General features: G+C 70.4%; 20 protein-coding genes. 10 read left to right on the top strand and 10 right to left on the bottom strand.

Annotated elements, in window-relative coordinates:
- Positions 1-7 precede the first annotated feature (7 nt).
- Positions 8-1,642 carry a DUF2207 domain-containing protein gene (locus SK571_RS40230; protein ID WP_319989363.1) on the bottom strand — a complete coding sequence of 545 codons (1,635 nt, stop codon included), beginning with the start codon at positions 1,640-1,642 and terminating at the stop codon, positions 8-10.
- A 396-nt stretch (positions 1,643-2,038) separates the two neighbouring features.
- On the opposite strand from SK571_RS40230, the gene SK571_RS40235 reads away from it, so the two are divergent.
- From SK571_RS40235 to SK571_RS40245, 3 genes are all read left to right on the top strand, one after another.
- Positions 2,039-3,079 carry a neutral zinc metallopeptidase gene (locus SK571_RS40235; protein WP_319989364.1) on the top strand — a complete coding sequence of 347 codons (1,041 nt, stop codon included), beginning with the start codon at positions 2,039-2,041 and terminating at the stop codon, positions 3,077-3,079.
- A gap of 127 nt (positions 3,080-3,206) precedes the next feature.
- A complete protein-coding gene (locus tag SK571_RS40240; RefSeq protein WP_319989365.1) occupies positions 3,207-4,415 on the top strand; it encodes a neutral zinc metallopeptidase in 1,209 nt (402 codons plus the stop codon).
- Between the two features lie 12 nt (positions 4,416-4,427).
- A complete protein-coding gene (locus SK571_RS40245) occupies positions 4,428-5,321 on the top strand; it encodes a neutral zinc metallopeptidase (RefSeq protein ID WP_319989366.1) in 894 nt (297 codons plus the stop codon).
- Here the strand turns inward: SK571_RS40245 and SK571_RS40250 are convergent.
- The 3 genes from SK571_RS40250 to SK571_RS40260 are packed head-to-tail and all read right to left on the bottom strand — an operon-like array spanning position 5,318 to position 7,761.
- Positions 5,318-5,797: a hypothetical protein gene (locus SK571_RS40250; protein WP_319989367.1), complete on the bottom strand. Its 480-nt coding sequence runs from the start codon at positions 5,795-5,797 to the stop codon at positions 5,318-5,320. The two genes, SK571_RS40245 and SK571_RS40250, sit on opposite strands and share 4 nt — an antisense overlap.
- Positions 5,798-5,809: 12 nt before the next feature.
- Complete coding sequence (locus SK571_RS40255; protein WP_319989368.1) at positions 5,810-7,087, bottom strand: sensor histidine kinase; 1,278 nt, start codon at positions 7,085-7,087, stop codon at positions 5,810-5,812.
- A complete protein-coding gene (locus tag SK571_RS40260) occupies positions 7,084-7,761 on the bottom strand; it encodes a response regulator transcription factor (RefSeq protein WP_319989369.1) in 678 nt (225 codons plus the stop codon). Before SK571_RS40260 ends, SK571_RS40255 begins: the two co-directional genes overlap by 4 nt.
- A gap of 72 nt (positions 7,762-7,833) precedes the next feature.
- Between SK571_RS40260 and SK571_RS40265 the strand changes: the two genes are divergently transcribed.
- Positions 7,834-8,406, top strand: coding sequence for a single stranded DNA-binding domain-containing protein (locus tag SK571_RS40265; RefSeq protein WP_319989370.1), 573 nt, complete (start codon positions 7,834-7,836; stop codon positions 8,404-8,406).
- A gap of 43 nt (positions 8,407-8,449) precedes the next feature.
- Positions 8,450-8,905, top strand: a complete 456-nt coding sequence (locus SK571_RS40270) for a hypothetical protein (RefSeq protein WP_319989371.1) — start codon at positions 8,450-8,452, stop codon at positions 8,903-8,905.
- Here the strand turns inward: SK571_RS40270 and SK571_RS40275 are convergent.
- Both SK571_RS40275 and SK571_RS40280 read right to left on the bottom strand, forming a co-directional pair.
- Entirely contained in the window at positions 8,874-9,917 is a 1,044-nt protein-coding gene (locus SK571_RS40275) for a potassium channel family protein (RefSeq protein ID WP_319989372.1), read from the bottom strand. The genes SK571_RS40270 and SK571_RS40275 overlap by 32 nt on opposite strands.
- On the bottom strand, positions 9,914-11,356 hold the full coding sequence (locus tag SK571_RS40280; RefSeq protein WP_319989373.1) for a M20/M25/M40 family metallo-hydrolase: 1,443 nt from the start codon (positions 11,354-11,356) through the stop codon (positions 9,914-9,916). The genes SK571_RS40275 and SK571_RS40280 overlap by 4 nt, the downstream gene beginning before the upstream one ends.
- Before the next feature lie 62 nt (positions 11,357-11,418).
- Here SK571_RS40280 and SK571_RS40285 point away from each other — a divergent pair, with 62 nt between their 5' ends.
- Both SK571_RS40285 and SK571_RS40290 read left to right on the top strand, forming a co-directional pair.
- Positions 11,419-11,799, top strand: a complete 381-nt coding sequence (locus tag SK571_RS40285) for a DoxX family protein (protein WP_319989374.1) — start codon at positions 11,419-11,421, stop codon at positions 11,797-11,799.
- Between the two features lie 76 nt (positions 11,800-11,875).
- Positions 11,876-12,415, top strand: coding sequence for a hypothetical protein (locus SK571_RS40290; RefSeq protein ID WP_319989375.1), 540 nt, complete (start codon positions 11,876-11,878; stop codon positions 12,413-12,415).
- 392 nt (positions 12,416-12,807) lie between these two features.
- Here SK571_RS40290 and SK571_RS40295 read toward each other — a convergent pair whose 3' ends face one another.
- Together SK571_RS40295 and SK571_RS40300 are read right to left on the bottom strand one after the other, a co-directional pair.
- Positions 12,808-16,170 (bottom strand): ATP-dependent DNA helicase, encoded by a 3,363-nt coding sequence (locus tag SK571_RS40295; RefSeq protein ID WP_319989376.1) that lies wholly within the window; start codon positions 16,168-16,170, stop codon positions 12,808-12,810.
- 97 nt (positions 16,171-16,267) lie between these two features.
- Entirely contained in the window at positions 16,268-19,405 is a 3,138-nt protein-coding gene (locus tag SK571_RS40300) for an ATP-dependent helicase (RefSeq protein ID WP_319989377.1), read from the bottom strand.
- Between the two features lie 195 nt (positions 19,406-19,600).
- Between SK571_RS40300 and SK571_RS40305 the strand changes: the two genes are divergently transcribed.
- Positions 19,601-20,548, top strand: coding sequence for a chitinase (locus tag SK571_RS40305; RefSeq protein WP_319989378.1), 948 nt, complete (start codon positions 19,601-19,603; stop codon positions 20,546-20,548).
- Between the two features lie 42 nt (positions 20,549-20,590).
- Here the strand turns inward: SK571_RS40305 and SK571_RS40310 are convergent, their stop codons facing one another.
- Both SK571_RS40310 and SK571_RS40315 read right to left on the bottom strand, forming a co-directional pair.
- Positions 20,591-22,711, bottom strand: coding sequence for a putative bifunctional diguanylate cyclase/phosphodiesterase (locus tag SK571_RS40310; RefSeq protein ID WP_319989379.1), 2,121 nt, complete (start codon positions 22,709-22,711; stop codon positions 20,591-20,593).
- Between the two features lie 105 nt (positions 22,712-22,816).
- Positions 22,817-23,632, bottom strand: coding sequence for an SAM-dependent methyltransferase (locus SK571_RS40315; protein ID WP_319989380.1), 816 nt, complete (start codon positions 23,630-23,632; stop codon positions 22,817-22,819).
- Positions 23,633-23,796: 164 nt separating this feature from the next.
- Here SK571_RS40315 and SK571_RS40320 point away from each other — a divergent pair, with 164 nt between their 5' ends.
- Complete coding sequence (locus tag SK571_RS40320) at positions 23,797-25,110, top strand: cytochrome P450 (RefSeq protein ID WP_319989381.1); 1,314 nt, start codon at positions 23,797-23,799, stop codon at positions 25,108-25,110.
- A gap of 17 nt (positions 25,111-25,127) precedes the next feature.
- Positions 25,128-26,122: alpha/beta hydrolase (locus tag SK571_RS40325; RefSeq protein ID WP_319989382.1), on the top strand; the 995-nt coding region annotated here is incomplete at its 3' end.

The following is a 26,122-nucleotide window of genomic DNA, read 5'->3' on the forward strand; positions in this document are numbered from 1 at the left end:
CGCAAGCCTACGGGTTCGGCGTCCGGAGCGATCGCAGGTGGCCCGCCTGGGCGAGCACGCCGTCGAGAGCCCCGAGGAACGCCGGGAAGCTGCGCCGGAAGTCCGAGCCGGTTCCCGAGTTGCCGTACCAGTAGAGGTCCTGCTGACCGAACGTGCCGATCCAGCGCTCGGTCTCGCCGAGCACCACCGCGTACGGCAGCGACCGGGAGAACACCAGCTCGCGGTCGGCCTCGGGGACGTCGTCCGGCGTCACCCCGGCGAGGTAGCCGCGCAGACCGCGGACGTGCTCCAGCAGCTCGCTGCCGCGCTTGGTGCGGGCGGGCATCGACCGCGCCCCGAACGCCAGCGCGACACCGCCGGCCGCGACGACGAGCCCGAACAGCGCGTTGCCGATCGTCAGCGCCAGCACGACCGTGGCGGCCACGCCGAGCACCGCGATCACGATTCCAGCCCACCAGAACAGGTTCCGCTCGGCGTCCGGGCGGCGCACGAACCAGCGCTTCTCCACGACGTCGGCGTAAAGCCTGTCGCGCACGAGCGCGAGGTCGATCTGCCGGCCGCGCAGCGCGGACACGCTCACCGCGTCCGCGCCCTGGGGCAGCAGTGCCTCGCAGACTGCCTTCTCGTAGCCGGACAACGAGTCGTCCACCGGGTTGCGGCGCACGATCTGCCAGTCGTGGTCGTCCGTCTCCGTGATCCACAGGTAGTTGCGGACGGCGAGGTCGATCACCGTGGCGGTCACGTCGACGACGTCCACGTGCTCGTCGACGACGGTGCCGACCTGACCGGGCAGCACGCCGTCCGGAGAGGCGAAGGCGACCCTGTCGTCCTGGTCGCGGACCAGCACGGAGACCGCGCCGACCTCGCTCGCGAGCGCCGCCGCGTCCCGGCCGCGCAGGTACCAGAGCAGCGCGACGCCGCCGAGCAGCAGCACCAGCAGCCCGCCGAGCGCGGCACCGCTGGCCGGCGTGAGCGCGAACGCGGCCGCGAGACCGGACTGCTCGACCACGACGGCGTTGGGGGGCACGACCCCGGCGGACAGTCCGATCGCGACGTCGACGCGTTCACCGGCGCCGAGCTTGATCTCCTGCGCGCGCACGCCCTTGCCGTCCGCGAGGTCCGCGCTCGTGCACGGCTGCGACGAACCGATCGGGCCCGCGAGGCAGTTGACCGACGTCGGGGAGTCGGGTGCGGAGAAGGAGACGGCGACCTTGTCGAGCTCGGTGTCCCAGCCGCCCGCGACCTGCCAGCGGACCTCCAGCGCGTCACCGACGGGGGCGACGGCGCCGACGACCGTGTAGGTCAGCGTGGACTGGCCGCCATCGAGGGTGACGGAGAAGCTGTCGTCGTCGGTGGAGGTGCTGCCCTTGCCCTCGACCTTCGCATCGGTGACCTGGTACTGGCGCTCCAGGTCGTTGCCGGCCGCGAGTCGCAAGGGGACGGTCCGCTTGACTGTCCTGCCGTCGGGCACCTGGACGGTCTCGGTGACGGAGAGCCGGGCGTCGCGCTCCAGCTTCATCCGCACCTCGGTGCTGACGGTGCCGGGGAGCGGCTGCGCGAGCGCGCCGGCCGCCGTCCCGAGAGACGTGACGGACGTCAGCGCTACGGCGACGAAGATCGCCGCACCCCAGTTCTTCGACACGGCTGCGGACAATAGCGGAGTCCTCATATGCTCCGGCGGACTTTCGAACAGACGCCATCTGGGGGATCTTCGGCGATGACACAACCACCGCCGCCAGGCAATCGGCCGCCGCCGCGCCCGGTGGGCCCGCCGCCCGTGCCCGCCGCACCGCCGTACGGGCCGCCGATGCCTCCCCGCCCCGTTCAAGGACCTCCGCCCGGCGCGCGCCCGCCGATGGCACCGCCGCCTCCTCCGTACGGTCCGCCGCCGGGAAGCCGGCCTCCGGCAGGCCCGCCGCCGCCGATGGGACCGCCTCCTTACGGCCCGCCCATGGGCTCGCCTCCTCCCTACGGCCCGCCGCCCGGCCACATGCCACTCCCGCCGCCGCGCCCGGTGATGCCGCCTCCGCGTCCGGTGATGCCTCCACCGCGACCGACGTGGGGTCACCCGCACCCCGGCGCGTTCGCACCACCGCCCTACCCGATGGCGCCGCCCCGCAGGAGCAACAGCGGGCCGGTCCTGGCGCTCGTCCTCGGCGGCGTCGTGGTCCTCGGCTTGGGCGCGATCGGTGTCTTCTCGGCGGTGTTGAACAACAAGGTGAAAGACACGGGCTACTCGAACTACACGACCTACAGCCCGACCTACACCTACACGTCGACCACGACGACAACGACCACCACGACGACGTCCACACGCACCTCGTCGACCCGCGCGCCGAGCACGCAGCAGACCCCGGTGGGCCCGAAGGCGATCTACAAGCTCGCCGACCACCCGATCTTCAGCACCAACATCGGCGCGAACGACTTCGACTCGTGCCCGTTGCCGCAGATGGAATACACCCCCGCGGGCGAGAAGCGGTTCCTCGAAGCCGCGCTGCCGTGCATCGAGAAGGCGTGGCAGCCGGCCCTCAAGGCAGCCAACCTGCCGTACCAGCCGGCCGAGCTGCAGGTGTTCACCGGCACCACGCAGACGCCGTGCGGTTCGCGGCAGAACAACACGACGGCGATGTTCTGCCGCGGCGTCATCTACTGGCCCGGCAGCTTCTACGCGAACGAGGGCGGCTCGACGGTCCGGCACCCCGGCGTCTACCTCGGTCAGCTCAGCCACGAGTACGGCCACCACGTGCAGTGGCTGACCGGCATGTTGCGCGCCGCCGACCAGGCCCAGTACGACGTCGGCGGCTTCGACACCCCGAAGGGCCTTGAGCTCAACCGCAGGCTGGAGCTGCAGGCCACCTGCCTCGGCGGCATGACGCTGGCGCCGTTCTCGCACAAGAACGTCGTGCCGATGGAGGTCGTGAACACCGGTCTGAGCGACGCGGGCAAGCGCGGTGACTACAACCGCAGGCCGGACCACGGCAGCGCGCCGAACAACGACCGCTGGGTGATGCACGGCCACAAGCAGAACAAGATCAACGCGTGCAACACCTGGGCGGCGAGCTCAGCGGACGTCTCATGAACCGATCCCCCGTCCCGTGCGTCTCCAGGAGGTGGACGGGACGCGTTAGCCCGGTCGGGGGACGCGCGATCCCGGTCCGCCTATGCTCGTACCCGACCCAGGATGACCATTGGGGGGACCTCAGGCGATGACGCAACCACCGCCACCGGGCAACTGGCCGCCGCCTCGCCCGGTCGGCCCGCCACCGATGCCCGCACCGCTCGGGCAGCGTCCGCCGCAGGGCCCACCGCCTCCGTACGGCATGCCGCCGCAGGGCCCGCCGCCCGGTTACTACGGCCCGCCGCCGCCTCCCGGCCAGGTCATGCCGCCGCCGCAGCCGTCGTGGGGCCCGCCTCCCGGCTACGGCCCGTACCCGCCGATGCCGCCGCGCCGCAGGAGCAACGGCCCGATGATCGCCCTGATCCTGGGCGGCGTCGTGGTCCTCGGCCTCGGCGCGGTCGGCGTCTTCGCGGCGACCCTGAACAAGAAGATCGAGGACGCGGGCTACTCGAACTACACGACGTACAGCCCGACGTTCACCCTCCCGACCACGACGGAGGCACCGCCGACGACGAGCAGCGCGCCGCGCGCCCCGGCGTCGCGCACCCCGTCCGCCCCGGCGACCCCGGCCGGCCCGAAGGCCGTCTACGCGCTGGCGGACCACCCGTTCCTCAAGCCGGGCTTCGGCGCGAACACGATCTCGGGCTGCGCGCTGCCGCCGATGGACTACTCCCCGGCCGGCCAGGACCGCTTCCTGCGCGCCGCGCTGCCGTGCATCGAGAGCATGTGGAAGCCGGCGCTGAACGCCGCGAACCTGCCGTACCAGCCGGTCGAGCTGCACGTCATCACCGAGACCGCGCAGTACCCGTGCGGCACGGTCCGCCCGGACCAGACGGCGCGGTACTGCCAGGGCGGCATCTACTGGACGGCGAACGCCTACGCCGCCGAACGCAACCCGAACAACCCGAACCACCCCGGCAAGTACCTGGGCCAGCTCGCCCACGAGTACGGCCACCACATCCAGTGGCTCACCGGGATGCTCAAAGCCTCGGACCGCGCGCAGTACGACGCGGGCGGGTGGGATACTCCGAAGGGCCTCGACCTGAACCGCCGGATGGAGCTGCAGGCGACCTGCTTCGGAGGCATGTCGCTGGCCCCGTTGTCGCACGGAGCGATTCCGATCGAGGTGATCCGGGTGGCCCTGACCGACGCGGGCAACCGGGGTGACTACGACATCTACCCGACGAAGGACCACGGCACCCCGCAGAACAACGCGATCTGGGTCGACCGGGGTTACAAGTCGAACAAGGCGTCCGACTGCAACACCTGGGCAGCCGATCCAGGCGCCGTCTCCTAGGAAGGGGAGAACGTGACCCAACCAGCCAAGAACAACCCGGTCCTGCTCGCGGGAGTGTTCGTGCTGGTGGTCGCGTTCGTCCTCGGAATCGGTCAACTGAGCCGTCCCAGAGTGGTCACCGGCCACGCCCTGGCCGGTGCGCGCCCGGCCTCGACTCCCCCGACGGAGCCGTCGACCGCGATCCGGCCGCGGGCCGTCTTCCGCCTGGCCGACCACCCGTTGCTGGTGAAGCCGGTCTCGCTGACCCCGGTGACCTGCGCGTTGCCGCCGTTCGGCACCTCGGACGGCCAGCTGGCCGCCTACTACGCGGCCGGCGTCGAGTGCCTGGACACCGCCTGGGGCCCGCTGCTGACGGCGGCGAACCTGCCGTTCGACAAGCCGGAGCTGGACGCCTCGCCGGTCCTGAAAGACGGCCCGTGCGGTGAGGCCCCGGAGTCCGACCACGCGGTGGCCTACTACTGCGGCCGCAACCGCACGATCTACATGCCGACGTCGCGGCTGCGGGACAACGGCGGCGGCGACGCCCCGGCGACGCACCTGGCCACGCTGTCGCACGAGTACGGCCACCACGTCCAGGCGCTGACGGGTCTGCTGCGGGCAGCGGACCTGAAGATCACCGACGCGGGCGAGAAGACCCCGGCGGGCCTGGAGATGTCGCGGCGGATCGAACTGCAGGCGAACTGCTTCGCGGGCATGTTCCTGAGCTCTGCGGCCGGGCGCGGTTCGCTGACGGCGGGTCTCGCGCGGCAGGCGCAGGAGGACTTCCAGTTCGCGGTCGAGGAGAAGCCCGAGAACAACGCGCACGGTTCCGCCAAGAACCAGGCGCAGTGGGCGGCCGCGGGCTTCAAGGCGAACTCGACGGACGCCTGCAACACCTTCACGGCGTCCCCGGCCCAGGTCGGCTAACGCAGGTAGGTCTGCTCGTCGACGTGACGCGTGGGCGTTCCGAGGAACACCTTCGCGTCACGGGGTGAGCCGCGAGCCAGGTTCAACGTGGTCAGCAGGTAGTTGTAGCCGCCGTCGCGTGGCCGCTGCCAGCGGTGGCCGAGCTGCCACCGGACCCACTCGCCGCGCGCCAGCCGGACCGGCGAGGGCCGGTTCCACCGCCGTGGTGTCGCGTGCATGGTGTCCTGCAGCTGCACGGACAGCACGTCGTCGTCCTCGCGGAGGGTGAGTGCGAGCCGGTCGATCTCGTCGCTCTCCTTCGACCACACGGGTGCGAAGTCCTCCCACTCGAGCAGGCGCACCTCGTGCACAGCGGGCTTCAGGTGCGGCAGCACGAACCCGACCGGCACGGCGTTGCGCCGGGTCGCGCCGGGCTCACCGCGGGACTGCTTGGTCCACTCGGTCTTCACCCACTGCACCACCACGTCCGCGTCCACACCCCGATGGAATCAGACGCGGCTCGGCTCGGCGACCGGATTCACCGAGGGCAGCACCACCCGGAACACGGCTCCTCGCTCGGACGGTTCGCAGGTCAGGTCTCCCCCGTGCGCCCGGATCACGCCCCGCGCGATGGCCAGGCCCAGCCCGGATCCACCGGAGCGCCGGTCGCGGGCGTCGTCGAGCCGCACCAGCCGGTCGAAGATCCGCTCGCGTTCGGCCTCGGGCACGCCCGGCCCGTCGTCGGACACGGTGAACCCCGTGAGGTCGACCCGGATCCGGACGGTCCCCTGTGGACCGGTCGCCTGCCGGGCGTTGTCGACCAGGTTGGCCAGCACCTGCGCGAGCCGTTGCCCGTCCCCGACCACGGCGACCGGGACGCCCTCCGCGGAGATGTCGAAGTCGGGCGCGACGAACCGGGTCCGCGCCACCTCGGCCTCGGCCAGTCCCAACAGGTCCACCGACTCGCGTTGCATCTCGTACCCGGCGTCGAGCTGGGCGAGCGCGAGCAGGTCGTCCACCAGCCGTCCGGCCCTTCTGGCCTCCCTGACCAGCAGGAACGACATCTGGTCCCGGTCGGGTGAGTCGACGGGGGCCTGCACGAGCGCCTCGGCCACGGCCTGCACGCCGGTGATCGGCGTGCGCAGCTCGTGTGCTGCGTCCGCGACGAACCGCCGTGTGCGCTGTTCGGAGCCCTCCAGCGAGTCGAGCATGCCGTCGAACGCGGCGGCGGTCCGTCCCAGCTCGGTGTCGGTCCTGGACGGGTTGAGCCGTCCGCCCCGGTGCCCGGCGGCGATGGCCTGCGCCAGCGAGGTCATGGCGTCCAGCGGCGCGAGCGCCTTGCGCACCACCACGAAGATCAGCACACCGGTGATGCCGATCGCCGCGAGTCCCAGGATCAGCAGCAGCTTCCGCAGCCTGTGCTGTGCCTGGGAGATCGCCTCGGTGTCGGCGTAGAGGGTGACCCTGTTGCGCTGGACGTTGCGGACCTGGCGCTCGAACTGCCCCTCTTCAGGCGCGCTGCCGACGGTCGTGCCGTTGGGCAGCTCGATGGTGACGTGGATGTTCCGCTTCGTCAACACGCCGACGACCTCGGCCGGACGCCTGCCGTTCCTCAGCATCTCCACCGCACGCGCCCCGGCGTTGTTCAGCACGCCGTCGACGTCCTTGGAGGACTGCCCGGCGAACGTCCGGTCGACCGAGATCACCAGTGCCACGAGCACCAGGAACAGCACGAGCAGCACGGACACCGCCACCCGCCGGCGCAACGAGACCGTGCGGAGGTTCATTCCTCTGCCCGCAGCACGTACCCAAGGCCGCGAACGGTGTGGACGAGCCTCGTGCCGTGCTCCTCGATCTTGCGGCGCACGGCGCTGACGTGGACCTCGACCAGGTTCGGGTCGTAGTCCTCGTAGCCCCACACGGCCGTGAGGATCTGCGTCTTGGACACCACGCGGCCGCGCTGGGCCGCCAGGTACACCAGCAGCCGCAGTTCGGTCGCGGTCAGGTCGATCGGCCGGTCGGCGCGCATGACGACACCGGCGTCGGCGTCCACGACCAGGTCGCCGACCTGCACGGTCGACGGCGTGCGGCCGAGGCGGCGCAGCACCGCCGACACCCGTGCCACGAGCTCTGCCAGCACGAACGGTTTGCCCACGTAGTCGTCGGCGCCGCCGGAAAGCCCGCGCAGCCGGTCCGGCACGCCGTCGCGCGCGGTCAGCATGACCACGCCGGCGCCGGACGAGCGGCGGATGACCTCGAGCAACTGGAAGCCGTCGCGGCCGGGCAGCATCACGTCGAGCACGACCAGGTCGGGGCGGAAGCGACCGAGGTCGGCCTCCAGCTGGCGCCCGTCAAGTCGGTGCTGCACGTCGTACCCGGACTCGCGCAGCGCGGACGACACCGCGGCGCCGATCGCCTCGGCGTCCTCGATCACCAACACCCTGGCGGACACCTCACCCATTCTGCTGATCATCGGGACTTCGGGCGACTCGCCTTCAGCTTGCGCTCAGCATGCACGCGCACGCTGGTGCGCATGTCGAAGAAATCAGCGTGGGCCGGCGCCATCGTCGCGGCCGTCGGCCTCACCGTCGGCGGCATCGCGGTCGCGACGGCGGCCGAAGGCCCCGACCGCCCACCGAACGCGGCGTTCGCGGAGCGCCACCTAGGCGGCCCCGGCAAGCCGGGCCGTCCGGACAAGACCAAGCTCAAGGACAGCACGCTCGTCGTCGGACGGGTCAAGTCGGTCGAGACCGGCAAGCTCACGATCACCAAGGACGACGGCAGCGAGGTGTCGTTGACCACTGACGGTTCCACCAAGCTGCGCGGGGGCGATCTCGCCGGGCTCAAGGCCGACCAGCGCGTGACCGTGCGCGTGAAGGACGGCAAGGCGCTGAACGTGGCGCTGGCGAAGGCCCAGGCGCGCGGCACCGTCAAGGACGTCAACGGCGACAACGCCACGTTGATCCAGGTCGACGGTCTGCAGACGCCGCTGGACCTGTCCTCGGTGACCGAGAAGCCGAAGAACGGCGACCTCGTCGCCGTGAACGGCTCGGTGACCGACGGCAGGACCATCAAGGTCGAGCAGCTGCGTCAGCTGCCGAAATAAACCTGGGCTCCACGCGGGCCGCCGCGTCTGCGAACATCGCAGTGTGGCGGTTCCGCGAAGCCCGGACAGATGGGTGTTCATCCTGCTGGTCGTCGGACTGGTCGGGATCGGGGTCGCGGTCGCGCTCTTGGTGCCCGCCAAGGTGTTGGGCGACGAGGAACCCCCTAGACCCGTGACCGCGACAGTCGTCGAAAGCGGCTCGTGCGGCCAGGGCATGGACACCGTCGAGTGGGACGCCGGCGGCGAGAAGAAGCAGGCCAAGCTCGACGGCTGCGGTCACACCAAGGGCGAGACCGTCGAGATCGTCAACACCGGCGGCGAGATGGTGTCGTCCGCCGCCTCACTGCCCGTCGGACTCCCGGTCGGGCGCCGCCTCACCGCGCTGCTGCTGTGCATGGCAGCGCTGGCGGGCGGCTTCTACGCGTTCCTCTTCCGCTACGCGCCTCTGCGCGCACCGGCCGTGATGCCTACTCCTCGCCGGGCGGAGTCACCTTCTTGACGTAGAGCAGCCGGTCTCCCGGCTCGATCGCGTCGGCCTCCGGAGCGTCCACCCGGTACAGCGTCCCGCCCCGCACCACGCCGAGCACGATGTCGGGCAGGTGTCGCGGCGATCCGCCGATCTCGCCCTTCTCGACGTCCCGCTCCGCGATCGCGAGCCCCGCGTCGGGCGTGAGCAGGTCCTCCACCATCGCCACGACGGACGGCGTCGCGGTGGCCATGCCGAGCAGGCGACCGGCCGTCTCGGACGACACGACGACCGAGTCGGCACCGGACTGCTTGAGCAGGTGCTCGTTCTCCCGTTCCCGCACCGACGCCACGATCTGCGCCTTGGGGGCGAGTTCGCGGGCGGTCAACGTCACCAGCACCGCCGTGTCGTCCCGGTTCGGCGCGACGACGATCGCGCGCGCACGGGCCGCACCGGCGACCCTCAGCACGTCGTTGCGCGTACCGGAGCCGTGCACGACCACCAGCCCCTTGGCGGACGCCGCGTCCAGCGACTCCTGCACGGTGTCGACGACGACGATCGAGCCGGGGTCGACACCGTCACCGAGCAGCGCCGCGACCGCCGAGCGCCCCTTCGTGCCGTAACCGACGACCACCACGTGGTCCCGCACAACCCGCCTCCACTTTTGAATGCGCAACGCCTGACGGGAGCGCTCCGTGAGAACTTCGAGTGTCGTGCCGACCAGCACGATCAGGAACAGGACCCGCAACGGCGTGATGACCAGAACGTTGATCAGACGCGCCGACGACGACGCGGGCGTGATGTCGCCGTAGCCGGTCGTCGAGAGAGATACCGTCGCGTAGTAGAACGCGTCGAGCAGTGAGACGCCGTCCTCGTTCACGTCGCGATAACCGTCACGGTCCAGGTAGACGATCATCACCGCGAGCAGCAGCGCCCCCATAGCGCCGATGACGCGCTTCAGGATCGCGCGGACAGGGCTCTCGACCTTGTCCGGCATCCTGATCACGCCGACGAGCGAGTGCGACGCTTCATCAGACAGGCTCATCGGGACAACCTCTTCGCGATCTCCGCTTGGGCAAGCATCCGCCACAGGTGAGCGGCCGCCTCCGCGCCTTTGAGGAGCAACGGCACCACTACGCGCTCGTTCGGCGCGTGGACGCGATCATCCGGCAAGGTCGCGCCGAGGTACACGAGGGGCACCCCCAGACGTTGCTGGAGCACCGCCGCGGGCCCGGACCCGCCGGCCCGCGCGAACCTGACGGGCTGGTCGAACGCGAGCTCCACCGCCCGCTTGACCGCGGCGTTGGCCGGGTCGTCGGGGCTGATCGCGTACGGCGGCACCCCCTCGCCCCGGAAGCCGACCCGCGCCGTGATGCCCGGCGGGGTGTGCTCGGCGACGAACTGGCTGAGCTGCTGCGCGACCTTCTCCGGGTGCTGGTCGGGCACGAGCCGGAAGCTGATCTTCGCCGTGGCGCTCGCGGGGATGATCGTCTTCAGGCCGGGCCCGGTGTAGCCGCTGCTGATGCCGTTGACCTCGGCGGTGGGCCGCACCCAGATCCGTTCGAGCGTGCTGTAGCCGGTCTCGCCGTGGGTTCCCTGGGCGCCACCACCGTTGCGCTGGAGCCACTTGCGCTCGTCGAACGGCAGCGCGGCGTAGTCCTCACGTTCCTTTGTGGACGGTTCCAGGACGTCGTCGTAGAAGCCTTCGAGCCGCACCCTGTTGTCGTCGTCGTGCAGCGCGGCGATCAGTTTCGCGAGCGCCGTCGCCGGGTTCGGAATCGCACCGCCCGCGCGCCCGGAATGCACATCGTCCGCGCCGCCCTCGAACGTGATTTCCGCGCCGAGAACACCCCTTTGCCCAGTGGTGACCGTCGGCGCGTCACGTTCGTGCAATGCCGTGTCGGTGAACACCACAAGATCACAACCGAGTTCGGCTTCGTGATCTTCAAGCAGCTTTCGCAGATGCGGTGATCCCGATTCCTCCTCGCCTTCGACGAAGAGTTTCAGCGTGACGCTCGGCGCATTCTGCCCGGTGGCCGCGAGATGAGCTTTGACCGCGAGCAGGTGCATCGCGACCTGCCCCTTGTCATCACTGGCACCGCGCCCCCTGATCTCATCGCCGCTGATCACGGGCTCGAACGGCGGATGGTCCCAGCGTTGCACCGGATCGACCGGCTGGACGTCGTGATGCCCGTAGACGAGCACGGTGGGCGCGTCCGGATCGCCGGCGGGCCAACAGGCGAACACCGCGGGAAGCGCCGGCCCGTCGCCCCAGATCGCGACCTCCGGCCAGCCGTCCTCCCGCAGCGCGTTCGCCAGCCACTCGGCGGATCTGCGCACGTCAGCGTGGTGCGCGGGGTCGACCCCGATGCTCGGAATCCTGATCCACTCGCAGAGCCCGGCCACGAAGGAATCGGTCAGCGCGGCGACAGCGGCGCGTTCGGTGCGTTCAGGGCGTTCGGAATGACGAGAATCACCTGCCACGGCCGTGGAGAATAGGCCAGCCCCGTCTCGCCTACGCGGCGTAGGCATGACAGGGTGACGCCATGGAACCAACCCGTTCCCGAGCGCGGTCGGCGCTGGCGCTGGCCGCACTGCTAGGCCTGGCCGGAGCAACCCACTTCACCAGGCCGAAGTACTACGACGCGATCGTCCCCCGCGCACTGCCCGGCACCCCGAGGCAGTGGACGTACGCCTCAGGTGCCGCCGAACTGGCCGTGTCCTTGGCCGTGGCCGCCCCTCGAACCCGCCGCCTGGGCGCATTCGCGGCCACCGCGCTGTTCGTGGCCGTGTTCCCGGCGAACGTGAAAATGGCTCTGGATTTCCGGGACAAGTCGCCCAAAGCCCGCGCCATCGCCTACGGCCGCCTGCCACTGCAGATCCCACTTGTCGCATGGGCCTGGAAAGTGGCGAAAGCCTCACCATGACCACCCTGGGTAATCCTTAACCAAGTATCCCGCAAACGCTGTCATTTTCTGCGCGAGGAACCTTAGGATGCGCCCTGTGCAAACGCTCCTTCAGCGCGCCGCGACCGCACTCGGCTGGGACGGAGTCGTCGTTCCCGACGTCGCCGTCCTCGGCCAGCAGGTGTCCGCGGTAGTGCGTTTGCTGCCCGACGTGCACGAGTGGAGAACCTCGAACGGCTGGCCCCCGAGAGCCGACCCGTCGTGGTTCCGCTCGTGGTTCGAGCCGGAGGCACACGACCGCCTTCCCGTGGCCGCCGTGGAACTGGTCGGCGTCCTGGTGAGCGAGTCCACTACGGACCGTGCCCTCCAGTCTTGCGGCACCCTCCTGACCCTGGCGCCGTGCGCGGTGATGCTCCCCCGCACCGACGAGTCGCAGGCCTGGTCGTTCATCGAGCTCGACTACTACGGGATCGGTGTCGTCGTGGGCGACGACAGCGTGGCCGAGCTGATGGTGCCGCCGGAGGACCGGTCGCCTGAGTTCGGGCCTTCGTTGTTCGGGCGGTGGCTGCTTGAGGTGCTGTACGAGCGGGTGTTGAAGGCTTCGCACGCGCCTGCGGGTAGTACCCCGCAGGGCTGAGCTCGGTCGCAGGGCCGAGCCTGGTCTCCGCAGGGCCGAGCCTGGTCTCCGCAGGGCCGAGCCTGGTCTCCGCAGGGCTGAGCCTGGTCACAGGGCTGAACCGGCCGCAGGGCTGAACCGGCCGCAGGGCCGACACCTTCTTGATGGCAGCTGAGCCCGACGGAAGCGGAGCCGCTGCTGCCCCCGCGCGCTTCCTTGTCACGCAACGAGTGAAACGCACTTTGGGTTCCCGGCTATCCACAGGCTACCCGGCAACCGATAACCGCAGGTCAGAAAGCCGCAGCCTGTGGACAACTCGCGATCATGACTCCGCCGAGCAGATCAGGCGCTCTCCACACCGAGCGGAGTTCTCTCCACACCGAGCAGACCAGGTGGTCTCCACACCCACCGACTCAGGTCGTCTGCACAGAGCGGATCAGGTCCTTCAGCCCCTGCTCGTCCAGCAGGTCCGCCGGCCGCACCGTGTGGTCGTGCCGCACGTAGTGGAAGGCGGCCCGCACCTGTTCCAGCGGCGCGCCGACCAGGGCCGCCCACGCCAGCCGGTACGCCGCGAGCTGTACGGACAGGGCGGGCAGGGCTTCGGCGTCCGGGACCGCGCCCGTCTTCCAGTCCACGACGGTCCAGCCGTCGGGGTCCCGGTACACCGCGTCCATGCGGCCGCGGACCGAGATGCCGTCGAACTCCGCCTCGAACGGCACCTCCACGTCGTGCGGGGTGCGGTCTGCCCAGGCGCTGGTCAGGAACGACTCCTTCAGGCGGTCCAGGTCCGCGTCCGGGGCCGCGTCTGCGTCGCCTGCGCCTGGGAGGTCGTCCATGTCCAGGAGGCGGGTGGCGCCGAAGCGGTTTTCCAGCCACGTGTGGAAGGCCGTGCCTCTGCGGGCCAGTGGGTTCGGGGGGAACGGGAGTGGGCGGCGCAGGCGGCGGGCCAGCAGGTCTGGGTCCTTGGCCAGTTCCACCAACTGTGAGACCGAGAGGTGGTCTGGGAGGGCCACCTGTTCTCGGCGGTTCTGGGAGGCGGCGCGTTCTGCCAGCAGGACGTCGACGTCCTTCGCCCAGCCTTCTGGGTCGTCGTCGAGGGGCATTTCCGGGTCGTCCGGGACCACGTCGTCCGGGAGTGGTTCGGGCTCCGGCGGGAAGTCGTCGTCCGGGGGCTCGTCGGTGGGGGGCGGGTAGTCCTCGTCGATGAGCTCGGCGGCGGGCTCTTCGAAGATCAGCGGCAGCGGTGCTGGTGGTGCGTTGCGCAGGGTGTCGAGGGCGGCCAGGACCATCTGGGCGCCCTCTACGACGGCGTCGCGGCGTTTGCCCAGGGGGTCTGCCGGCCAGATCGAGGACTTCACGTCCTCGGCGAGTGGGTTCGGGGTGTCCGCTTCCGGCTCTGGCGCCCAGCAGGAGATGTCGCCGGGCGGGTTGTCGCGTTGCAGGACCTCGTGCATCTCCTGCAGGAAGATCGACGGGCCCTTGGGCTTGTCGCCGGCCTCGGCCCACCAGTGGCCCGACATCAGCAGGCTGTGTTCGGCTCGGGTGACGCCCACGTAGAAGAGGCGGCGTTCCTCGACGAGGCGGCGTTCCTCGAACTCCTCGGCGTGGATGGTGAGTGCCTCGTCGACCTCCTTGCGGTTGTAGCCGGCGGACAGCTTCAACGTGGGCAGGTCGGCCGCGTCGCCGCGCAGCGGGGCCGGCAGTTCCGTTACGGACTTGAGCCAGCACGAGGACTTCTTGCGGCCCGGGAACACGTCGCGGACCAGGTGCGGCAGCGCGACGATGTGCCACTCCAGGCCCTTCGCCGAGTGGACGGTGAGGATCTGCACGCGGTCTTCGGAGACCTCGACCTCGCCGGGTTCGAGGCCGTCTTCGGCGTGTTCGGCCGTGTAGAGGTAGTCGAGCAGGGACGGGAGCGTGGCGGACGGGGAGGCGGCGGCGAAGTCCGTCACGACGTCGGCGAAGGCGTCCAGGTGGGCGCGGCCGACCATGCCGGGGCGTGACATCGACTCGATGTCCAGCAGCAGGGTGCGTTCGACGTCGGCGACGAGTTCGGGCAGCGGCTGGTCGAGCCTGCGACGCAACGCCGCGAGCTCGCCGCCGAGCCGCCGGATTCGCCGGTAGCCGTCGGTGGAGTAGGCGTCCGGGTCACCTGGGTCGTCCAGGGCGTCGGCGAGGCCTGCCTGTTCGGCGTGTTCGCCGGGCAACGCGTCCGCCAGCACCAGCAGCGGGTCGTCCACAACGGACTGTCGCGGTGCGACGCCCGCCAGGTCGCGGGCCCGGGACCACAGGGCGGCCAGGTCGACGGCCGCCAGTCGCCAGCGCGAGCCGGTGAGGAGGCGGGCGGCGGCGGTGCCCGCCAACGGGTCGACCAGCACCCTCAGGGCCGACACGAGGTCGCGCACCTCGGGTTCGTCCAGCAGGCCACCGAGGCCGACGACCTCGACCGGCAGGCCGCGTTCTCGGAGGGCCGCGGCGATGGCGGCCATGTCCGAACGGCGGCGCACCAGGACGGCCGCGGTCGGCGGCACGCCCTCGGTGTCGAGGTGAGCTTCCCATTGCGCCGCAACGTTGTCCGCCATCCAGTCGAGTTCCTGGCGGATGTCGGTGTGCAACGCCAGCCGGACGTCACCCGGTCCGGCGCCGGGCCTCGCGCGCAGTTCCTCGACGTCCAGACCGGCTTCCCGCAACGGCAACGAGACGGCGTTGGCGAGTTCGAGCACCTCGGGCGGGTTGCGGAAGCTGGTGAGCAGACCGAACTTCTTCGTCGGCGGGAAGTCGTCGGCGAAGCGCGGCAGGTTCGCTGCCGACGCCCCGCGCCAGCCGTAGATGGCCTGCGCCGGGTCGCCCACGGACGTCACCGGCATCGGCTTGCCCTCGCCGAACAACGACCGCAGCAACACGCGCTGTGCGTGCCCGGTGTCCTGGTACTCGTCCAGCAGAACGGCGCCGTACCGCTCGCGTTCGCCGGTGGACACCTCGTCGAAGGCGGCCAGCTGCGCGGCCAGCGACATCTGGTCCGCGAAGTCCAGCGCGGCTTCCTTGCGCTTGCGCTGCTGGTAGGCGTCCAGCAACGGCAGCATCGCGATCCGCAGCCGTTGCGCCGCAACGATCTCCCGGAGCTTCTCCGGCAACGCGTCCCGCTGGCGAGGTGCCCGCGGCGCGTTCTCGACCAGCGCGCAGAACTCGAGGGCGTGCGCTTCCAACGCCTCGGGCGTCACCAGGTGCTCGCCCAGCTCACCGGCCAGCGACAGCAGGTACCCGGTGATCGTCGCCGGAACCTTGTCCGTGTCCAGGTCGCGAGCCCACGTCGACACCACCCGGTGCGCGAGCTGCCACGACGCCGTCTGCGTCAGCAGCCGCACGCCGGGCTCCACGGGCAACCGGAGCCCGTGCTCGGTCACCAGGCGGCCCGCGTAGGCGTGGTACGTCAGCACCACGGGCTCGCCGGTCAGCACGGCCATCTTGCGCTCGCCGCTGGGGTCGAGATCGTCCAGGAGGGATGATCCGGCCAGCCTGCGCAGCCGGGCGCGCACCCGGTCCGCGAGCTGGCGCGCGGCCTTGCGGGTGAACGTCAGGCCGAGCACGCGATCGGGCAGCACGAGCCCGTTCGCCACCAGCCACACCACGCGCGCGGCCATGGTCTCGGTCTTGCCTGCTCCGGCGCCCGCGATGACCAGCGCGGGCTGCGCTGGTGCGGCGATCACCTCGGCCTGCTCGGGGGTCGGCTTGTTCAGCCCGAGCGCCTCAGCGATCTCAAACGGGCTGACGGTCACCAGTACATCTTCCTACCCGGGCCGGACGCGTCCGCACCACCCGGGACGGTGTGTTCGCCGACAGTTCGAGCGCATGAAACACGCAGGTCAACAGTACTTACTCGCTGACCTGCCGGCCGGACGGGTGGACCGGGCACGTCGTGCGGGCCGGGCAGCGGTCGCAGTCCGCGTTCTCCCGCGCCGTGTAGTTCGGCCCGAGCACGGACTCCGCGGCACCCTGCACGACCTCCAGCCACGCCTGCACGCCCTGCTCGTCCAGCGGCGCCTGGGTGCGTTCGACGGCTCCTGTCTTCTTGTCCTCCTTCGCCACGTAGAGCAGGCGGGCACCGCCTGGCTCGGTTCCGAGTCCGATGTGGGTGAAGCCGCCCAGCGACGACGCCAGCTGGTAGACGGCCAGCTGCGGGTGCTCCTGGGACGCCTCGCGCGACACCGGGCTCTTGCCGGTTTTGAGGTCGATCACCACCGGGCGGCCGTCCTCGTCCTTTTCCAGACGGTCGACCCGGCCCCTGACCTGCAGCCACGGCCCGCCGTCGCGTTTCGGGACGTCGACGACCATCTCCTCCTCGACCGCGACCTGCGTGAGCTGGCTGCGGCTCATGGCCAGCCACGCGAGGAACGTGTCGAGCATCTTCTCCACCCGCAGGCGTTCGCGGCGGGAGAACCAGGGAGCGCCGGCGTCCACAGCGGCCCACGCCTCGTCGAGTTTCGCCCTGAGCTGCTGCGCGTCCGCACCGGACGACGCCGCCTGCGCCAGTGCGTGGACGAGCGTGCCCGTCACCGAGGCTAGCTCCGCCGGGTCCTGCCCGCCGTGCCGCTCGACGACCCAGCGCAACGGGCACTTCGTGATCACCTCGATGGTCGACGGCGTCACGCTGACCTTCTGCTCCTCGGTCCACAGTGGAGCGTCGACGGACACTTCCGCCAGGCCGTACCAGGACTCGGGGTGCGCACCGGGCACGCCCGCCTCGGCCAGCCGGGCCAGCTGCTCGGCGGCACGCGCACGCCGGTCCGGGTCCTCGGAGTCCGAGCACACGACCCGGCGCAGCTCGCCGACCAGTTCGCCCAGCACCAGACCGCGCTGCGGCCGGTGCAGCTTCCGTTCGTCCTCAGCGGACGACTCGATCTCGTCGAGGAACCGAGACGGCTGCTCGTCCTCCCCTCGAACAGCGCTGATCAGCAGCTTCGACCGCGCGCGGGAAGCGGCGACCAGCAGCAGCCGGCGTTCCTCCGCCAGGATCGGCGCCACCGCCGACACCGAGGGCTCCAGCCCGGCCAGCACGTCCACCATGCGTTCGACGCCGAGCACCGTGCCGCGCAGCCGCAGGTCCGGCCAGCTGCCCTCCTGGACGCCGGGCACCGCGACGACCTCCCACTCGCGCCCGGCGGCCGAGTGGGCCGTCAGCACGGACACCGCCTCACCGGTCGGGGCCGAGGCGGCCAGCGTGTCGCCGACGATCCGTTGCGACTCCAGGTAGTCCGCGAACCCGGCGACCCCCGAACCGGGCAACCGGTCGACGTACTTCGCGGCCGCCTCGAACAACGCCACGATCGCGTCGAGGTCGCGGTCCGCCTGCATGCCGAGCAGGCCGCGCCGGGCCGACTGCGCCACCCAGCGCTCCTGCAGACCTGTCGCCGTCCACAGCTCCCACAGCACGACCTCGACGGACTTCCCCGCCTCGATCGCCTTGCGCGCCAACGCCAGCAGGTGCCCGATCCGCCGCGCGGGCAACGACTCCGCGTCCTCCAGCGCGGCCAGCCTGTCCCCGGTCTCCACGACCTCGACCAGCAGGTCGCCGCTCGGCCTGTCCCCGCCCGCGGCCATCTCCAGGCGCCGCAGACCACGCCGCAACCGCCGCAGCGCCAACGGATCCGCGCCACCGTACGAGGAGGACAGCAGCATCGCCGCCGTGTCCTCGTCCAGCGAACCCGGCGAGGCCGCGGCCCGAACGAGAGCGAGCAACGGACGCACGGAAGGCTGCTGCGCAAGCGGCAGCTCGTCCGACGCGACGGACACCGGCACGCCGGCGGCGAGCAGGGCCCGTTGCAACACCGGCAGGGACAACGTCGCCGACCGCACCACCACGGCCATCTGCGACCACGGCACCTCGTCGGCCAGGTGCGAACGCCGCAGCTGGTCCGCCACCCACGTCGCTTCCTGCGCGGACGACGCGAGCAACCGCACCTGCACGGAGCCCTCGCCGTCGACCGGATCGACCTTGCGCGCAGGAGAGGCACCGGGCAGACGGGCCGCCAGCCTTGCCACCGCGTCCCGGACCTCGGGCGTCATCCGGTGCGACTGCCGCAGCACGACCGTCTCGCCGTCGGCGTCGCGCAGGATCTCCGGATCGGCACCGCGGAACGTGAAGATCGCCTGGTCCGGATCACCGGCCAGCACGAACCGCGCCGCCCCCGACCCGAGCGAGCGGATCAGCGAGTACTGCATCGGATCGAGGTGCTGCGCGTCGTCGACCAGCAGGTACCGCACGCGCCGCCGTTCGGCGAACAGCAGGTCCTCGTCGTTCACGAACGCCGCGTAGGCCGACGACACCAGCTCGGCCGCGTCGTAGGCGGGGGCGTACGCCGTCGCGGAGTCCATCCCGGACAGCAGGTTCACCGCCTCGTACTGCGCCCCGAACCGCCCGGCCGCAACCCATTCGTCGCGTCCGTGCTGCTCTCCGAGCTCGATCAGGTCTTCCGGCCCGAGCCCGCGTTCCGCCGCGCGCAGCAGCAGATCCCGCAGCTCGTGCGCGAACCCCGGCAGCTCCAGCGCCGGCCGCAACCGCTCCGGCCACTTCAACGCGCCCAGCTCCACGTCACCCGCGAGCAGTTCGCGCACCATCGCGTCCTGGTCCGGCCCGGACAGCAACCGCGGCGGCGGCTCGCCCAGCAGCACCGCCTGGTTGCGCAGCACGGCGAACGCGTAGGAGTGCACGGTCCGCACCAACGGCTCGCGGATCGCCGACAACCGGCCCGTCAGCAACTGCGTGATCTGCGCGCGCAACGCCACCGACGCGCGCCTGTTCGCCGTGAGCACGAGCACGTTCTCCGGATCGGCCCCGTGCTCCAGCACGACGTGCGCGGCCAGCTCGGCGAGCAGCGTCGTCTTGCCGGTGCCGGGGCCGCCGAGCACCCGGACGAAGCCCTCGAGCTCGAAGACCCGCTGGGCAGCGGCGTCCCACCGGGGACGCGGGCGCGTCTCCGGCTTCCGGCGGACCAGCTGGGGTGCAAGTGCCACGACTCGATTGCACCACGCGCCACCGACAAGATCGTCAGAGCCCGCCGGACCAGGGCCGAAACGGGGCCGGATGATTCACAGCGTTTTCGTCTACCTTCTTGACAGAGAGCGATGGTCTAGTCCATTTTTGAAGACGTTGTGAGCCCCCTCACTGCCAGCTCCGCCGCCCTGGACCGAGCAGTTCTTGGAGGACTGATGAAGCGGTTCCTCGTCGGCGCAGTCGCTGCCACGTGCGCGGCGATCATGCTGCCCACGACCGCACAGGCGGCCGTCAACCCCGTGCTCGCGGCGCCCTACCTCTACCAGTGGGGCGGTCAGCCCAACCCCGCCACGGTCATGCAGCAGACGGGCATCAGGTCGTTCACCCTCGCGTTCATCCTCAGCGACGGCACGTGCAACCCGAAGTGGGACGGCTCCCGCTCGCTGACCGGGTCGGACAAGACGCTGATCAACTCGATCCGCGCGGCCGGCGGTGACGCCGTGCCGTCGATCGGCGGCTGGTCCGGCAACAAGCTCGGCCAGTTCTGCAGCTCACCGGCCGCGCTCGCCGGCGCCTACCAGAAGGTGATCGACGCCTACGCGCTCAAGGCGATCGACATCGACATCGAGGCCGCCGAGTTCGAGAACAACACCACGCAGGACCGCGTCCTCGGCGCACTGAAGATCATCAAGCAGAACAACCCCGGCGTGAAGACGGTCATCACCATGCCGACCGACCGCACCGGCCCGAACTCCTGGGGCAAGCGCCTGATCACGCGCGCCAAGGAGCTCGGCGCACCGATCGACACGTGGGCGGTCATGCCGTTCGACTGGGGCACCGGCGGTGACATGTTCGCGTACACCAAGAGCGCGGTCGACGGCCTGAAGAACCACGTCAAGTCGACGTACGGCCTCACCGACGACGCGGCGTACCGGCGCAGCGGCCTGTCGTCGATGAACGGCAAGACCGACACCGGCGAGACCGTCACCCCGCAGAACTTCCGCGACATCGTGGCGTGGTCCAACTCCAAGCACCTGGCGCGCGTGTCGTTCTGGGCCGTGAACCGGGACCGCGGCAACTGCGGGGCGATGAGCTCCTCGTGCAGCGGCATCAACCAGCAGACCTACGAGTTCACCAAGGCCCTGGCGAAGTTCACCGGCTAGAAGTCTTCTCCGGTGGCCGGACGTGACCCCGACCCCGTCCGGTCACCGGGGTTCCAGCGTCTCCAGGAACTGGCCCGGCTCCTGCGCCACCCCGAAGTGGTCGCCCGTCGCGAAGTCCGCCCCGGCGGCACGCCACCACTCGGCCTGCTCGGCGCTGTCGATCCCCTCCACGGCGACCGCCACACCCTGCTCCCGCAACAGCGGCAGCAGCGCCGCCACGTACGGAGAGCGGCTCGCCACCAGGCCGGGCGCCACCCGCACGGCCCGCACCGGCAGTTCGGACGCGAGCAGGCCGAAGTCGAGCGGCCCCATCCCGAAGTCGTCGATCGCCGTCAGCACGCCCATGCGGGCCAGCACGGCGAGGTTGTCCGCCGCGTCGGCCACGGACAGCACGCCGCCGGGCATGCTGATCATCAGCTTGTCGGCGGGCACCCCGATCTGGTCGAGCACCTCCACCACCCGCGAGACCAGGTCCGCGTCGGACGACTGGTGCGCGGTGAGGCGCACGGCCAGCGTCCTGTCCAACTGCCCGCGCTGGCGCCACCACGCCGACTGGCCGCCTGCGACCTTCAGCAGCCACCCGCCGAGCGGCAGGATCAGGCCGGTCTGCTCGGCCAGGTACGCGCACCGGTCGTGGGTCAGCACGCCGGATTCCGGGCTGTCCCAGTGGAACTCCGCCTCGACACCGCTGACCGCGCCGTCCGCGAGCCGCACGACCGGCCGGTACCTCACGCTGATCTCGCCGTTCTCCCACGCGGCCGGCATCTCCACGGCCAGCGCGTCGTCCCGGAGCTCCTCGGCGTCCTGGCCGGCGTGGTACAGCTCCCACTGCCCGCGCCTGCCCTTCTTGGCGCGGCGCAACGACCGTTCCGCGGAGCGCAGCACGTCGAGCGGTTCGGAGTCGGTGCCCGGCCGGTGCACGACGCCCGCGCTCATCGACGCCGACACCCCGTGACCGTCCACGAAGGTCGGTTCGAGCACCAGGTCGTCGTTGATGCTCTTCATGATCGCGTCGATGCCCGGCGTCGTCGCCGTGTTCTCCAGCAGGACGCCGAACTCGTCGCCGCCGAACCGGGCGATCATGACCTTCTCGCCCGCCAGCAACGTCTTCAGCCGGCCGGTCACGTGCTGCAGGTACCGCTCGACGACCCGGCCGCCGAAGCTGTCGCGCAGCATGCCGAACGCGTCGAGGTCGAGGTGGAATACGGTGATGCCGTGCTCGGGATCGGCCTTGCGCAGCGCGATCTCCAGCTGGGTGGTGAAGAACTGGCGGTTCGGCAGCCCGGTCAGCACGTCGTGCAGCGACTGCCGCCTGAGCTCGCTCTGCAGCAGCGCCAGTTCGGTGCCGTCCTCGATCACGACGACGAAGTGCATCGGCTGGTCGTCGGCACCGCGCAGCAGCGAAGCGGCCAGCGTCACCGGCGCGGACTCGCCGTCGTCGCGCAGCAGCCGCTGCGACTGCCGGAAGCGCTCGGTGGTGCCGGCGGCGAGGTCGGCCATCGCGTCGCGCAGCACCTCGACGTAGGTGGGCTCGATCAGGTCGAGCAGCGGCACACCGGTGAGTTCTTCGGAGGTGCGCCCGAGGATCTGGCCGGTGGCCGCGTTCACCTGGAGCAGCCGGCCCTCGAGGTCGACGATCAGCACACCGTTGGTGGACGACGTGACGACCTCGTCGAAGCGGGCCTGGCTCTCCCTGAGGTTCCAGTTCGCGTCGCGGACCGCCTTGAGCAACGACCGCTGCATGCTCTCCTGCTGCGCCAGCACGGATTCCGCGTTGGCCGCGGTGAAACCGGCACCGAGCGCGCCCATCGCGAGCGCGATCCGTTCCGCGTACCGCTCGACCGGCTGGAACTCCGGCAGCGCGAGCAGGCCCTTGCCGAGGACCTCGGTGGTGCACCGCAGCCCGAACCGGCCCAGATGACCCAGCGTCGCCAGGTCGGCGCCCGCCGCCTCGATCGAGGCGGTCACGAACGGTTCCTCGTGCAGCATCGAGCACAACGCGTCCAGCCGGATCCGCAGCTCCGCGTCGAGATCTTCTCGGCCCAGGGGAATCGCGACTGCTCCGAGCAGGCGGTACGACCATTTGCGGGCGAGCGTCGTCCGCGCCCTCGCATTGTCCTGAGGCGAAGGCGTTCCGTCTGGTATTCGGCTCGGGCTGGACATTCGGGTGGCCGCCTCGCAATGGCTCTGAGGTCCGGCAGTTTACCCACGCAGAGTCGGCTCCGCCTCAACCGGTCGCGTGAATCGACATCACACCATCGATAATCGCTATGGCTTCCGGCCGACTCCGGCGAACGCGATCTTGTTCAACGCTGGATCATCGGAGACGTCACCGGGGCCGGAAGGCCGCCACTCGGCGAATTTGACGAGTCCGGGCTCGACCAGTTCGAAGTCCCCGAAGAACGACTCGACCTGGGCGCGGTCGCGATAGGTGACGTCGCCACCGCCCGCCTTGGCCATCCTGTCGGTGACCGACCTGGCGTCGTCGTTGACGTGGTCGCCGGCCATGTGCGAGATCGCGAGGTAGCTCCCGCTGGGCAGCGCCTCGCGGTAGCGCTTGAGCAGGCTCTGCGGGTCGGCCTCGTCCGGCACCCAGTGGACCATGAACAGCATCAGCAGGCCGATGGGCTGGTCGAAGTCCAGCAGCCGGTTCACCTCGCCGCTGTTCAGGATGCTGTCCGGATCGCGCATGTCGGCCTGCAGCACGCCGACGCGGTCGTTGCCCGCGATGATCAGCTCACCGTGCGCGACGGCGACGGGGTCGCGGTCCACGTACACGACGCGGCACGACGGGTCTTCCTCCTGCGCGACCTCGTGCACGTTGGCCACGGTCGGGATGCCCGAGCCGATGTCCAGGAACTGGCGCACGCCCTGGTCGGTCATGAAGCGCACCGCGCGGCGCAGGAAGGCCCTGTTGAGCCTGGCCGCGTTGCGGGAGTTCGGCATCATCTGCTCGGCCTTGTCGCCCATCAGGCGGTCGACCGCGAAGTTGTGCGCACCCCCGAGCAGGTAGTCGTAGACGCGTGCCGCGCTCGGCACGGAAACGTCGACGCTCTGCGGAACCCAGTTCTGCACGTCGGACACGACTACCCACCTCTTCAGGTTGCGGACGCACTAGCTTAGTCACGCACAAAGCGCGAGCGACTAGGCCGCAAGCGTGAACGGACTCCACCCGATCGGGCACTGTCACTCTCGACCGAACGACTCATAGGGTTGCGCGATCTCTTTTCCCCTCACTAGGAGCGATGATGTCCGTCCCGGTGGCACCCGGCCGGCTGCCATTTCTCGGGCATTCGTTGCCTATGCTCAGGAAAAGATTCGCATTCACCAGGAATTTACGTGGTCAGGGTGATCTCGTCGAAGTACATCTCGGGCCGATGCGCACCTATTTCGTCGCCAGCCCGAAGTTGACCCACCAGGTGCTGGTCGCCGACGCACCGAAGTTCCACAAAGGCCGGATGTACGACAAGTTCCGGCCGTTCGTCGGCAACGGGCTCGCGGTGTCGAGCGGAGCCTTCCACCTGCGCCAGCGCCGCATGATGCAGCCGGCGTTCCACCGCGACCGGATCGCCGGTTACGCGAGCACCATGCTCCGCGCGACGCTCGACCTGCTGGACGGCTGGCGGCCCGGCGAGGTGCGGCAGCTGGAGGCCGACATGCAGGGCCTCGCCGTCACGATCGTCGGTGAGGCGCTCTTCTCCACCGAGATCGGCAAGAAGGCGATCGCCGAGGCACGCCGGTCCGTCTTCGTGATCATCAGGAACGGAATCCTGCGCGCCCTCTCACCGGCGTTCGTCGAGAAGCTGCCCATCCCGGCCAACCGCGAGTTCGACGAGGCCATCTCCCGGATGCGCGCGATCGTGCGCGAGGTCATCGAGAGCCGTCGTGGCGATGAGACCGACCACGGCGACCTGCTGTCGACGTTGCTGATGGCCAGGGACGCCGAGACCGGCGAACCGATGACCGAGGAGCAGGTCTTCGACGAGGTCATCACGCTGCTGACGGCGGGCATCGAGACGACCGCGCTGGCGCTGGCCTGGATCTTCCACGAGATCGCCGCCAACCCCGAGGTGGAACGGCGGGTCGTGGCGGAGGTCGACGAGGTGCTGGCCGGCCGTCCGGTGACCGTCGACGACGTGCCGAAGCTGACCTACGTCGGCCAGGTGGCGACCGAGGTCCTGCGGAAGTACCCGCTCTGGCTCGTCATGCGCCGCACGGCCGTCGAGGTCGAGCTCGGCGGCGCCGTCCTGCCCGCGGGCACCGAGGTGATCCTCAGCCCGCACACGATGCACCACGACCCCGCGAACTTCCCGGACCCCGAGCGCTTCGACCCGGACCGCTGGACGCCCGAACGCGCCAAGCGGCTGCCGAAGGGCGCGTTCGTGCCGTTCGGCGGCGGCATCCACCAGTGCATCGGGAACCACTTCGCGCTGACCGAGATCGCCATCGTGGTGGCGACGGTCTGCGCGCGCTACCGGCTGGTCCCCGACCGGCCCGTGCGCACCAAGTTCACGAACGCGGCCTACCCCAACGACCTGATGATGAAGGTCGTCCCCCGCTAGCTGGAGGTTGTTCCCCCATGCGTTTCCGCCGGCTCTGTGCCGCCGTGCTGCTCGCTGCCCTCCTGCCGGTTCCCGCGCCGGCCAGCGCTGCCGCGACGACCTGCGAGGACGTGTACACGCCCGTTCAGTTCGGCCTCATCAGGCAGACGATGTACGGCAGGCTGTGCGTCCCGCAGGGGGCGAAGACCGTCCAGGTGCTCGTCCCCGGCGGCACCTACACCAGCGGTTACTGGGACATCCCGGTCGAAGGCGAGACCCGTTCGGTCACGCGCGCGATGAACAGCGCGGGCATCGCCACCATGGCCGTCGACCGGATCGGGTCCGGCAGGAGCACGAAGCCGCTGAGCATCCTCGTCGACGTGCCGAACCAGGCAGAGGCGGTGCACCAGGTCATCCAGAAATTGCGCCCCCGCTTCGCCAAGGTGCTCGTCGGCGGGCACTCGATCGGCTCGGCCATCGCGATGGCCGAGGCGGGCAAGTACCGCGACGTCGACGGCGTCCTGGTCACCGGCATGACGCACCAGTGGGACTACATCAGGGCCGTGCCCGCGCTGACGAACCTGATCCCCGCGCTGATCGACCCGAAGCTGAGCCTGCGCGGCCTCGACGTCGGCTACCTGACGACGGCCCCCGGCACCCGGTACGACATGTTCCACGCGCCCGGCCCGAACATCGCCACCGTGATCAACCTCGACGAGGCCACCAAGGACGTCGTGTCGGCGGGCGAGTTCGTGACCACCGCGCTGATGTCGAACCTCGTCCTGCCGGTGAGCGCCCTCATCGACGTGCCGGTGATGACCGTGCAGACCTCGGCCGACTACTTCTGCGGAACCCCGCCGCTCGGCGCCGACTGCTCCTCGGCCCAGGCACTGGTCGCCTCCGAGAAGCCGTTCTACCCCAAGGCACCGCGGGTCGACGGCTTCGTCGTCAACGGGTACGGGCACGTCTTCAACTTCGACACGAAGGCGGCCAACAGCTACCACTCGGCCGTCGTCCAGTGGCAGCGCGACCT

This window comes from Lentzea kristufekii (assembly GCF_033949925.1).
GTDB lineage: Bacteria > Actinomycetota > Actinomycetes > Mycobacteriales > Pseudonocardiaceae > Lentzea > Lentzea kristufekii.